This window comes from Zestosphaera sp., assembly GCA_038843015.1.
GTDB lineage: Archaea > Thermoproteota > Thermoprotei_A > Sulfolobales > NBVN01 > Zestomicrobium.
This window is the reverse complement of record JAWBSH010000008.1, coordinates 26,548-39,099: the sequence shown is the minus strand read 5'-3', so window position 1 is coordinate 39,099 and position 12,552 is coordinate 26,548. Positions and strand designations below refer to the sequence as shown.

At 44.1% G+C, this 12,552-nt stretch carries 10 protein-coding genes; 6 read left to right on the top strand and 4 right to left on the bottom strand.

Annotation, left to right across the window (positions count from 1 at the left end):
• Window positions 1-220: 220 nt before the first annotated feature.
• The gene (locus QXL29_06390) at window positions 221-1,144 is read right to left on the bottom strand and encodes a hypothetical protein (GenBank protein MEM2284221.1); all 924 of its coding nucleotides are present in this window, start codon (window positions 1,142-1,144) and stop codon (window positions 221-223) included.
• Window positions 1,145-1,322: 178 nt separating this feature from the next.
• On the opposite strand from QXL29_06390, the gene QXL29_06385 reads away from it, so the two are divergent.
• Window positions 1,323-2,408 carry an ATP-binding protein gene (locus QXL29_06385; GenBank protein ID MEM2284220.1) on the top strand — a complete coding sequence of 362 codons (1,086 nt, stop codon included), beginning with the start codon at window positions 1,323-1,325 and terminating at the stop codon, window positions 2,406-2,408.
• 166 nt (window positions 2,409-2,574) lie between these two features.
• Here the strand turns inward: QXL29_06385 and QXL29_06380 are convergent, their stop codons facing one another.
• Window positions 2,575-3,690 (bottom strand): tungsten cofactor oxidoreductase radical SAM maturase, encoded by a 1,116-nt coding sequence (locus QXL29_06380; protein ID MEM2284219.1) that lies wholly within the window; start codon window positions 3,688-3,690, stop codon window positions 2,575-2,577.
• 149 nt (window positions 3,691-3,839) lie between these two features.
• On the opposite strand from QXL29_06380, the gene QXL29_06375 reads away from it, so the two are divergent.
• The 5 genes from QXL29_06375 (at window position 3,840) to QXL29_06355 (ending at window position 9,362) form a co-directional block, all read left to right on the top strand.
• Window positions 3,840-5,741, top strand: a complete 1,902-nt coding sequence (locus tag QXL29_06375) for an aldehyde ferredoxin oxidoreductase family protein (GenBank protein MEM2284218.1) — start codon at window positions 3,840-3,842, stop codon at window positions 5,739-5,741.
• 367 nt (window positions 5,742-6,108) lie between these two features.
• The gene (locus tag QXL29_06370; protein MEM2284217.1) at window positions 6,109-7,308 is read left to right on the top strand and encodes a pyridoxal-phosphate dependent enzyme; all 1,200 of its coding nucleotides are present in this window, start codon (window positions 6,109-6,111) and stop codon (window positions 7,306-7,308) included.
• 71 nt (window positions 7,309-7,379) lie between these two features.
• Window positions 7,380-7,790, top strand: a complete 411-nt coding sequence (locus tag QXL29_06365) for a secondary thiamine-phosphate synthase enzyme YjbQ (GenBank protein ID MEM2284216.1) — start codon at window positions 7,380-7,382, stop codon at window positions 7,788-7,790.
• A gap of 82 nt (window positions 7,791-7,872) precedes the next feature.
• Window positions 7,873-8,595: a HesA/MoeB/ThiF family protein gene (locus tag QXL29_06360; GenBank protein ID MEM2284215.1), complete on the top strand. Its 723-nt coding sequence runs from the start codon at window positions 7,873-7,875 to the stop codon at window positions 8,593-8,595.
• Complete coding sequence (locus QXL29_06355; protein MEM2284214.1) at window positions 8,589-9,362, top strand: hypothetical protein; 774 nt, start codon at window positions 8,589-8,591, stop codon at window positions 9,360-9,362. The genes QXL29_06360 and QXL29_06355 overlap by 7 nt, the downstream gene beginning before the upstream one ends.
• Here QXL29_06355 and QXL29_06350 read toward each other — a convergent pair.
• Together QXL29_06350 and ade are read right to left on the bottom strand one after the other, a co-directional pair.
• Entirely contained in the window at window positions 9,313-10,671 is a 1,359-nt protein-coding gene (locus QXL29_06350; protein MEM2284213.1) for a dihydroorotase family protein, read from the bottom strand. The two genes, QXL29_06355 and QXL29_06350, sit on opposite strands and share 50 nt — an antisense overlap.
• A 4-nt stretch (window positions 10,672-10,675) precedes the next feature.
• Window positions 10,676-12,496 carry an adenine deaminase gene (gene ade, locus QXL29_06345; protein ID MEM2284212.1) on the bottom strand — a complete coding sequence of 607 codons (1,821 nt, stop codon included), beginning with the start codon at window positions 12,494-12,496 and terminating at the stop codon, window positions 10,676-10,678.
• Window positions 12,497-12,552: the final 56 nt, after the last annotated feature.

Genomic DNA, 12,552 nt, shown 5'->3' with positions numbered 1-12,552 from the left:
GGTTTGTCATTGATGTCATTGTCTCACTTCTGTTCTCCTGCGTTGATTTCGGGTTTGGTTGCTCTTGAGTGCGTTCGAGAGGGCACTCCTAGACTCCCATACATAAAAGCACTAGAAACACTTACAAGCATCTTCATCTACATCAGCTAGCGTGAACAGATGTGAAATCCGGAACGATTATAAGAGGCAGGTCTGAGGAGGTCTACTGCTTTAAGAGAACTTAGAGCATTGATTCTTCAGGCATTGAGTAAGTAGTGATCTTTAATACTCTCTTATCCATCTCCTTAAGTTTCTTGAGTGCTTCTACCCCATTCACAACTACGCCTTCTCTCAGCTCGATCCTGAGGCCCGTGATTACACCGTCTCTAATTAATATCCTGACTTTATTGTTTTCCGAGTCTACTGCGAGTACGTAGAGGGTTCTCAGTTTAGTCTCTAAGTATATTTCACTCAGTCTTCTCAGGAGTTCAGGACCGCTGAGTTCTTCTCTGACGGTCTTTAGGATTTGAGACTTGAGGATTATATTGCTTAGTAAGACTTCGTCTTCGAGAGCTACAGGATTCTCTGTAATATTCAAGCCTTCTAACTTGAGCTTAGGTGGTTCTTCTCGAGTAACTCGTTCTTCAATCACTGTTTTCTCTGGCAATTGAGTTGCTACTTCTACTTTCTCCTCTACTTTCTCAGCTAGTCTCTTCTTCCAGGCCTCAATTACTGCTGGTAGCACTTCAATTAGCCTGTTTTGGTAGGCATCAACAAATTCCTTGATATACGGCTTCAGTTTTTTCTCGTTAGCTGACTTCACAGAGATTCTGCCCTTAACTAGGGTTAAGGGGCTACCAAGCATCACCCTACCCACAATACTTAACCTGAGTTCTAGGCTTAAGTCATCATGACCTTCGATTTTCACGATATTAACTTCATCTTCTTTGCTGACACTTATTCTGAAGTGAGTTTTGCTTAGAGAATCACCTATTTTCAGATTAGCTACGACTTCATTATCGCTCAACACCTCAACCAGAGACTCTACAATAGGCCATAAACTCAGGTGGAGCTGAAGATCCGACAAAACCGGGAGAACATCCCTAACGTCTAAAGAGAAAGCCATACTAAACTCATTAACTATAACCACTCTCTCAAACCTCAATAAATTCATTTATAACCAGAAATATTAAAAAGTTTCTTGTTGAGTCACGAATGTGGTGAGTAGTCTCTTAAAGAAGGTCTAGCATTACTTGGAAAAATTTCTCTAAGAAACTCACAGACACGGTTGTAGTGAGAAGCTTTAATAACTCGGGGTGTAAGTTAATAACTGGGGGTGTAAGTTGTATTTTGACCCAGGAGTTAAAGAACGCAGAGAAGACTTCTTTAATTTTAACGAAGAATTAAATACTCTGATTAAAGAACTAAATAATCAATCAACTCGGATGATCGTTATTAAAGGTGTCAGGAGAACCGGTAAGTCATCTCTTATTAGGGTTGGGTTAAGTATGTCTGGCTTACCTCACGTGATACTTGACGCTAGGAAATTCGAGTATTTCAGTGTTGACACTTTTTACGATATGTTAGCAAGCTCGTTATCTAAACTTCTAGAGACTAGAAAATCAGTTAGTAAGTACCTGAAGTCAGTTAAGGGAGTCTCAATTTCAGGCCTTACTCTCGAGTTTAGTTTTAGGGGTAGCTGGACCTTCACAGAAGTTCTTGAAGCGTTGAATAAGTGGGGGGAAGAGTGTGGGGAGCCCATAGTCTTGGCTTTTGATGAAGCTCAAGACTTTCTTATCTTCCCGCGTTTCGACTCGCTTCTCGCGCACGTGTATGATTACTTAAGCTACGTAAAGCTAGTTCTAGCGGGCTCTGAAGTAGGCTTGCTTGACAGATTATTAGGTGTTAAGAAGGTTAAAGCCCCTCTATCTGGGAGACCGTATACGACAATAGTTATGAAGAGACTTTCTAGGGAGGAGGCGATAGAGTTTTTGAGGGAAGGCTTTAGACAGGCTGGGGTAACAATTAATGAAGTGTTCCTAGAAGATGCCGTGAGCGTGTTTGACGGCGTGATAGGGTGGCTCACGTACTACGGTTATCAAGCCTTAAGAGTAGGTCATGAAGAAGCAATCACTAAGACTCTCGAGGAGGGTTCTAAGCTAGTTCAGGAAGAACTAGAGAATTTCCTCTCAATAAGACCTCAAGCCAGAACAAGATACTTAACCATACTAAAACTACTAACTACTCCACTCACGTGGTCTGAAGTTAAGGCAGGACTCTCAGCCAAACTCAAAAAGACAATTAGCGACAAACAACTAACACACTACCTGAGAGAGCTAGTCAACTACGGATTCGTTGAAAAAATAAATAGTGAGTACGTCATAGCTGACCCCGTATTAAAGAGCGCTGCTCGAGGACTAAGAATCTAAACTGGTTATTATTGAAGACCTTAGCTTGACTGAATTCTAATAATTAGGCCTGAAGTGATGTTTAGGGATTTTCCCTAATTTATTTGTTTCTGATTTTCGTAGTGGTAAGTATGGATGTTGTGTAGTAGTCTCGCGAGTTTTAAGTGCTTGTTCTTAGGTGTGTGGGTTATAGAGGGCATCTAACGACGTCGTGCGCGTACGGGCACGAAGCACATGTCGGCGTGTTGCCCCAGCAGTCGGATTCGTTGCTTAGGGTTATGTAGCAGTATTCTCGTAGGTTGCACTCAAAGCATGAAGGCATTCTGAAGAAGTACGTGTTCATCCTGAACTTAACGTAGTCTGGTTTTCTCCATATATCTCGTAGGTGTTCTCTAGTTACGTTGCCGAAGACTACTTCCTTAATCACTCTAGTTACTGAAGCGAAGTTAGAGACCCAAGAGTGTGAGTACTGTATGCACGGGGCTACAGAACCGTCGAATCTTATGTAGCAGGCGTTCCTCGATATGAACGGGCAACTCCTTTCTGAGGTATGGCTGAAGTTAGGTAGTGAGATCTTCCCTCCAGTAGCGAAGATCCGCTTTGCTAGCTTGTCTCTGAGCTCGTTAATTATGGTCATGCACTCTGTGTCACTATAACACGAGAGTTTTTTCTCGAATTCTCTGCTTAATGGGATTACGTTTGAGACTACTGCTTGGTGTGCGCTAACTCTCTTCACGTACTCAGGTAACTCAAGTAAGTCTTTAACATTGAGCTTAGTTAACGTGAATTGGATGTAGACCTCGGGTTTAGAAGAATTACTTGATAGTTTGAGCTCTTTCAGCCTCATAAGGCCTTCAGAGACTCTTGAAAGAACCCCACCTCTCCTCATCAAACTATAAACTTCTTCACTCACTCCGTCAACGCTTAAGTACAGCTCGTCAACACCTACTCTGAATAACTCATCAACGTAGTCTGGTAGCAGGTACCCGTTCGTGTTAAGCAACACTTTAAACCCCCTCTTCTTCGCCTCAGAAATAAAACTCAGTATTTCTGGGTGGGTGAGTGGTTCCCCCCAGCCAGAAAAAGAGATCTTATTTGCTCCCGCATCCTCGGCTTCCCTAAGTACGACCTTAAAAACGTCGATACTCATGAGTTTATTAAGGTCTTGGTTCAGCATGTTTTTTCTGAAGCAGTGGATGCAGTCGTAATTACAGGAAGTAGTTACTTCAACCATCACTTCCTTCGGACTACTATCAACGTATTCAAGAATCCACTCACCAACTTTCTGGGTGTATATCCCCATACAGAGTTCAACTCCCGACTTCTATAATTTAATGTTAATATTAATTGTTGTATTCTAAGTTTTGAACTAACTCTTAGAACCAGCAACTAATATTCTCTTCGGGAGTTTCTGACCGTGAAAAATTTATTAAGTTTTTAACAGTATATCTCATGCAGGTGTTCTTGATGCTAGGAGGTTATATGGGCAGACTAGCTAGAGTCAATCTTAGGTCAGGTTGTATTAGGTATGAGTTCCCTCCTGACGAAGTACTTAAGAAGTGGATAGGTGGTAGAGGGCTCGGCGTTTACTTAGCTCTCAAGGAGATCGATCCTAGGGTAGACCCCTTATCTCCCGCTAATAAAGCGTACGTTATGACGGGACCCCTAACTGGAGTTTCAGGAGTTCCCACGTCTGGCAGGTGGTGTTCAGTTACTAAGTCTCCGTTAACGAACACGATACATGACGCTCAGAGTGGCGGTAAGTTCGGTCCCGAACTAAAGTTCGCAGGATTTGACGGCATAATCTTGGAGGACGCGGCGGAAGACCCTGTCTACCTGTGGGTGCATGACGGGAAGGTAGATATTAGGTGTGCGAGGCACTTATGGGGTAAGGACGTGCACGCTACGACAGACCTTATTAAAGAAGAGCTCAAGGCTGAGGTCGGTGACGAGGCTAAGAACATTAAGGTTTTAGCTATAGGTCCGGCCGGAGAAAACTTGGTTAAGATAGCTGCGTTACTGAATGACAAGTCTAGAGCTGCTGGGAGGGGAGGGCACGGTGCTGTATGGGGGTCTAAGAAGATAAAAGCTATAGCAGCTTTAGGTCACGAGAAGCCTAAAGTAGCTAAGCCAGAGCTCTTCAGAGAAGCAGTTATTGAGGCCATGGACAAACACAAGAAGAGTCCAGTCACTTCGGAGGCATTACCTAAGTACGGGACTGCAGTCCTAGTAAATATAATCAATAATGCGGGCGTCTACCCTACGAGGAACTTCCAGACAGGGTATTTCCCCACAGCAAGCAAGACTAGTGGAGAGGTACTAGCTGAGAAATACATGGATTGGGAGAAGTATAAGGAGGAGATATGTTGGGGTTGCCCGATAGGCTGTGCTAGGTACACGAGAGTTACTAAGTCGCCCTTCAGTGGTGAGGGGGGCGGCCCCGAATACGAGACTGTATGGGCTTTCGGTGCTCAGACAGGCACCGATGACATAGAAGCAATAAGTAAGGCTAACTACTTATGCAACGAGTTAGGTCTTGACACAATATCTACGGGACACACGATAGGCACTTTCATGGAGTTAGTTGAGAAGGGTAAGATAGCGCCAGAAAAGCTGAGGGGCCTCAACTCTAAGTGGGGAACTCCAGAAGCTATAGTAGAGCTAGTTTGGCGCACTGCATATAGGTCAGGCATAGGCGACGACTTAGCTGAAGGAGCTTTAAGACTAGCTACTAAATATGGGGCGCCAGAATTAGCTATGGTTGTTAGAGGGCAGGAACTACCTGCTTACGACCCGAGAGGTGTTCAGGGTCACGGACTAGCTTACGCAACCAGCAATAGAGGTGGTTGCCACTTAAGAGCCTACCTAATATCTCCTGAGATTCTAGGAGTTCCAGAATTAGTTGATAGATTCTCTACTAAGGGTAAGGCAACTCTAGTGAAGCACTTCCAAGACGTCTTCGCCGTAATAGACTCACTCGTCCTCTGTAAATTCAGCTCGTTCGCTATATGGGCTGATGACTACGCCAAGTTACTGACAGCCGTGACAGGAGCTGAATTCACAAGTAAGGATATTGAGAAGATAGGTGAGAGAATATACAATGCCGAGAGAGTCTTCAACATATTATCGTTTGGTGATGGCAGAACATACGACACACTACCTAAGAGACTCTTAGAAGAACCCATGCCTGAAGGACCGAGTAAGGGACACGTAACGAGACTTAATGAAATGCTCGACGAGTACTACAGTGTGAGAGGGTGGATAGACGGTCGCCCCGCCAAGGCTAAACTAGAAGAACTAGACCTTAAGTGGTTGGCTTACAGGCTAGAAGAAGAAGGTTTACTACCAGGTTAAGAGCACAGAAAAAACGAATTATTTTGAAATTATTTTTTCTGTAAACTTAAAGACTCGTTAAGTATCTAGTTTATGAGCCAGCCTCAGCTATTGTAGCAACGTCCTCCTACCGTTTCCCGTCCTAGGTTTTTTCTAGGGCGGGTTGTGCCTCTTGCCCGCGATTCACTGTGGCTACTAGCTACTCTACGCGGGGGTCATGGACACCCTTCAAGCCTGACAGCACGAGACTCACATCTAGTTCCATCTTTAGGTAGCTTGAAGTATCTCTCATCATGAAAAATCCTACAAAAACCTTTATGAACCTAACACACTAAAACAATTGCGAACCCTTATATACTCCTAGGAAACCTTTTCTCCGGGAGCTGAGATGCTCAAGTTAGTTGACTTAAGCAAGCTAGAATGTAGTGAGACAGACTTTAACTCGTTTCTGAAGTTATCTGGAGAGATTCTGAGGTTAGGTGGTGTTAAGGAAGCGATTGTCGTGGACCACTCTAATAAGGTGATTAGAGGTAATGATTTATGTGATGTTCTTAAAAGGCTTGGATGTGTCTACGCTCCGGTAGTAATTGAGGAGGGCTCAGAAACCCTAACCAAGTTAGTAACACTTGAAGAGTTAGGTTTCTATGAAGATATTAAGCCCGAACCCGCGAGAGTCTTCTCAAGCACTCTAGAGTTACTATACCGTAACTGGCCTACACCCATGGTCAGACTTAAGACTCTTTCTAGCAAAACCGTTAACGTGTGGTGTAAGCTCGAGTGGTATAACCCATATAGTTGTAGCGTTAAAGACAGAATAGCTTGGTATATGCTTAAAAAAGCTCTTGAGAAGTTGGGTGGGGTTGAGGTACTATATGAGGCTACATCTACTAACACAGGCTTAGCTCTAGCGGCTCTAGCCAACATACATGGCATCAAATCTAGACTTTACCTGCCTTCCACTGCACAGCAATGTATTGACTACATACTAAGGCTGATGGGAGCTGAGGTAGTGAGGGGGAAAGCAACTATAACTACTGAGATGATTGAGGACGTAAAGAGAGACGCGCTTAGAGACGGTGCTCTCAACCTAAATCAGTTTGAGAATGACTATAATTTTGAGGTTCATCTAAGGTATACGGCTAAGGAGATAGACTTACAAGCACGTAGTGGTGGGTTAAGGCTAGCAGCAGTTGTTGGCGGGCTCGGCACGTCAGGTCACTTATCAGCTATCTCACACTACGTGAAGAACAGGTATGGCGATCAAGTGAAGGTGGTCGGGGTAGTGCCGGCGGTGGGTAGCGTAATACCAGGTATTAGGAGAGTAGAGTCTGGGATGAAGTGGATTCACTTAATCAAGATAGACAAGATATACGACGTGAGTCTCGAGGAAGCGTTAGAAGGATTAATCGACGTAGCTAGGAGAGACGGAATATTAATTGGATTAAGTGGCGGTGCTGTCATTCAGGCAACGCGAAAAGCCTTAAATGATGGTTTAGTAGATGAAGGAGATGTAGTATTAGTGATTCCAGATCACGGTCTAAAATACGTTGAGATTATAGAGAGGTGTATTGAGGTTCAGTCTTTTTAGAGGAGTCCTTGATGAGTAGATTTTAATAAGATCACCAGAAATAAACTGTTGGATTCAAGTAGGTGTTTGGATTGAAGATATATTCCGAGGAACTGAGTATTAAGTCAGAGAAGAGATTTCAGGTCATCAACATAACGAGTCGCGTCGAGGATGTAGTTCGCAGGAGTGGAGTCAGTGAAGGTTTTTGCTTAATCTTCGTCCCTCACGCTACGGCAGCTTTAATCATAAATGAGTATGAACCGAGAATAGTTAGTGATTATATTAAGTGGATCATGGAAGTCTTCAAGCCCGGCGGCGGGTGGGAACATGATGAAATTGACGATAATGCACACGCTCACATAGCTTCGAGCATGATAGGGTCTAGTAGATTTTTGCCAGTAATGAGGGGTGTCTTGGTGAGGGGTACGTGGCAAGAGGTGATGTTAGTGGAGCTAGACGGTCCTAGAACGAGGAGAGTAATTATTCAGGTAGTTGGTGATTAAACTCGTGTTTCCGTGCGTCGTCTCTCAGAACTTTATGAATTTTATTTTTAAAGATCTCCCTATCTTGAGTAGGTGATTTGAATTGAGTGATTTAGAGAGGTACTTAAGACAGCTAGAACTTCTAGGTCTTGAGGGTCAGGAGAAGCTAAGGAAAGCTAGGGTAGTGATAGCTGGTGTTGGAGGTCTTGGGTCTGTAGTGTCTATGTACTTAGTCGCAGCAGGCGTTGGGCGTGTAGTCTTATTTGATAGTGGGGTCCTGGAACTCAATAATCTCAACAGGCAAATAGTCTACTCAGAAGAAGACCTAGGTTCTCATAAAGTAGTTGCGGCAGTCAAGAAACTCAAGAAGATCAATAGTGAGGTAGAGGTGGTAGGGTATGTAGAGGACGTCAGGTCTGATAGATTTAGGGAGGAAGCACGTGACGCGGACCTAATAGTCGACTGCCTAGATAATTGGGAGTCTAGAATAGTAGTCGATAAAGTATCGTGGGAACTGAAGAAGCCCTTAATACATGGGGGTGTTTCAGAATTCTACGGTCAAGTCACTACAGTAGTTCCCGGAATTACGAAGTGCCTTAGATGTATCTTAAACTTAAACGAGGAAAAATTAAGTAACTCACTCAGGAAACCTCCTCAAGTAATAGGACCTACACCAGGTGTTGTAGGGTCTATTGAAGCTGTTGAAGCTATAAAGCTAATTACTGGTGTAGGGGAATTACTAACTAATAAGCTCCTGATAATAGACTTAAAGAGACATGAATTCGCGGTACTCAAACTGTCTGTTAGTGAGGAGTGCCGATGTTAGGATGCAGCCCAAGTGAGTTTATCAGAACCCCCAACACTACTAACTTGATTGGTGAGATGCTTGCAGCCCTTAGTGTGTGGGGTCGGGAAAACCTTAGAGAGTTCGGGTGGTTCGTGTCAGACCCACACTCTTACGAGTGGTGGGGCGGCTTCAAAGATCCTTTCGAAATAAGTGTTTCAGCGATATTAGTACAGTTGAGTAGGTGGGAAAGCGTTAGTAAAGCTGTTAATAAGTTAAGAGAAAACAGATTACTTAATCCACTTGCTTTAGCTAAAGCCCCGAAAGAAGAAATCAAAGAATTGATTAAAGGGATAGGATTCTACGAAAGTAAAGCAGAGACATTAAAGGAGTTCTCGCAACTAGTTGTTGAACGCGGGGGTTGGGAGGCCTTCATAAACAGAGACTTAATTGATGTGAGGAAAGACCTGCTGAAGATTAGAGGAATAGGTCACGAGACTGCGGACGTTATACTCTTGTTTGCTGGAAACAAGCTAGTACTGCCTGTGTCGAGGCTGGCTAAGAGAGTACTAGTCAGAATAGGTATTAAGTTACCCAGCAACTACGCAGAGACTCAGCAAATCCTCGAAGAAAACATCCCGAAGAACCTCAGTAGTTACAAGTTATTCCATGCAACACTAGTATCGATATCGAAAAAATATTGTAGAGCCAAGAAACCGCTGTGCCGTGAATGTCCTTTAAGACACTTATGTAGCTTCTTCAAGCACCGCCCTCAACCCAAGGACTCAAAAACACGTAGGAGCCCCTAAATTCCTGAGAGACTATTTCTCTTTCCCTCATGACTAACTGACCGTTGATTATGACGTGTCGTGGCCAACCACACAACTCAAGACCCTCAAAGGGCGTCCAATCAACTTTGTGATGGAGCTTGTCGGCCCTCACGCCAAAGCAGAAATTGGGGTCAATCAACGTTATGTCTGCGTCGGAACCTACTTGCAGAGACCCTTTACGAGGGTAGATGCCGGCTATCCTGGCAGGATTTTTTGACGTGACCTCCACGTACTTCTCTAGAGTCAAGACCCCTAACTTCTTGATCCCTAAAGTAAAGAGGAGGGGCAACATGACTTCAAGATTCGGTATGCCTCCCCAAGCATCCCACACATCAACTTCTTTTTCAGACCTGGTTGAGGGCGCATTATCTGAAGCAACCGCGTCAATAGAGCCTGAGGCGAGGCCTCTCCACAGAGCTCTCACGTCATCACGCCGCTTGAGAGTAGGAGCTAACTTAAGATAATTGCCTAGTCTTGAGACGTCTTCTTTAGTGAAGTAGAGGTGGTGAGGCGTTGTCTCTACTGTTAGGTAGACTCCCTTATGACGTGATTTGATTACTTCGTTCAAGCCTTCAGCAGAAGATAAGTGTGCTATGTGTATACCTCGCTTAAGCCCTAAAAACTCAGCTACGTCAGCTACTCTCCTTATGGCCATAACCTCAGCTAGTGCTGGACGCGACTCATGGTAAAATACCGGGTCATTTACTCCAGACTCTCTGAACTCGTTAGTTAAGTATTCCGCTATAGTATCGTCTTCCGCGTGAACTATGAGAACTCCTCTCCTGCCAACCACAGACCTAACGACTTTAGTGAAGCCTCCATCACTCCTGGGTCTGAAAGGCTTGCATGTAAAGACTTTAAATAAGTTAACGCCTAGAGACTGAAGCGTCTCTACTGAAGTGATGTTATCCTCGTTCATCATCCCTGCTATCACGCCAAAATTTACTAGAGAGTCTTTCAGACCAGCCTCATACTTGACCTTAAACGTCTTCTCGTCTTCCACGTACATCCTCAAAGGCATATCAAAAATAGTGGTTACGCCGCCGTATAAGGCAGCCTCACTACCGCTTCTGAAGTCTTCGTGATGTAGATATTGGGGGTCATAAACGTGCGCGTGTATGTCTATCCCTCCAGGCAGTGCGATGAGCCCCCCACCATCTAGTACGTTGTCATAGCTTCTCGACTTAGGTAGCTTCTTAACCTCCACGACCTTACCTTCATCAACTACTAAAGAAGCTTCTACTAAATCATTATTTCCAGCGACTAGCTTGACATTCTTAATCAGCATCAAGTCACTCACCCACGACTTCCAAGACTGGGTCTATTATCGTCCCGCTCATCACGTTGAAGATGCCTTGCTCAGTTATTCTAACTTCAGGTATCACTGGCAGTGATAACAGGGATATAGTCATGAATGCTGCGTGGAAGTTTATTCCTAAGTATTCACAAGCTTTCATGAAGTTTTTGACGCTCATGTAGACTTCCTCGAAAGGCTTATCTGATATGAGTCCAGCGATGGGTAGCTCAACCACGCCTAACACTCTGTCATTGAGTACTGAGACTATGCCTCCGCCAACTCTCGTCAGTTCTTTAACTGCTAAACTCATCTCTTCAGGTGATTTGCCAATAACTATTATGTTATGAACGTCGTGAGCTATTGTTTGAGCTACAGCCCCCCTAAGAATCCCTAACCCCTTAACTACCCCTAACCCTAACTTGCCTGTAGAGTGGTGTCTGTCTATTACGGCGACGTATGAGTGGTCTGTTCCAGGCGGCAACGTCAGGTAGCCATCCACTATCGGGAACTCATCAGCTTCAGCCTTCGTTATTGCCTTACCTAAAATAGCTTTTATGGTTAAGTATTTGACGCGTCCCTGCTTCTTAGGAACCTTAATTTTGAAGTCCTCCGGCGCGAATGTCTTGCCAGTCTTCACGGTCTCGTAGAAGTGTTTAGGGTATTCGTAACTTCTCGTAGTACCTAAGTATCGGCCGTCACTGACTACTAATTCTCCGTTAACTATTACCGCCTGTACCTGGAATAACCTGAAGTTCCTTAGTATTACGATGTCTGCTAATTTCCCGGGCGTGATAGAGCCTAACTCACTAATACCTAGATACTCTGAAGCGTTTATAGTAGCCATCTGGACAGCTGTTATGGGGTCTATACCTAGTGAAACTGCTTTCCTCAGAATTCTGTTCATGTGTCCTGACTCAACCAAGTCTACCACTTCTAGGTCGTCACTTGAGAAGCTTAAGTATCTAGTGTTTATCTTCATGTAGGTAAGCATCTTAGAAAGTTCTTCTAAGTCTCTCCAAGCACTCCCCTCTCTTATCAGTATCCTCATACCACTCCTCAACTTACTCAATGCCTCGTCCATGAAGACTGACTCATGATCTCCTCTAACCCCGACAGCTACGTACGGCACTAGCATGTCTTCAGGTAGCTGAGGCGCGTGGCCGTCAACTATCTTGCGTGAAATTAGCGTGGAAGATATTTTCTCAAGTATTTCTTCGTCCCCGTTAATTACTGAGAGGAAATCCATTACTTCTCCTAAGCCGATAACTTCCTTATAATTGAGTAGTTCTCGCACGTCGTTAAGCGTTATTTCAGAACCCTTGGTGAGTCCTGACTTGATGGGTGGGACACAGGACGGCACGTAAAAGAATAACCTAAGTGGTGTGTGCTTAGATTCTTCAATAAATGCTTTAACACCCTCAACGCCGAGCACGTTAGCTATTTCGTGAGGGTCTGCAGCGACTGTAGTAGTCCCGTTCATGAGTGCTAGTTTACCGAACTCGGTTACTCTGAGTAGTGAGGACTCGATATGTACGTGCGGGTCTATAAAGCCGGGCGTAACTACCTCACTAGAAGAAGCGTCAATCACTAAAGTGTTGGGCCCTCTATACTTGTCAGCATCAAAGTAACCTACTCTGACTACGTAGTTACGCCACACAGCTACGTTGACCTTCTCTCTTATGTCACCCAATATAACATCGACTAAGTTAGCATTCTTAATAATTATGTCTGACTTCAGCTCACCTCTAGCTGCCAGAACTATACCTCTTAATTCTTTTAAGGTATACTCTCTCCCTAGCAGCTTACCTGACAACATAATTAACACTCTTAATCTTTAATTTAGCTCAATTAATTAATAAATATTAATAAACA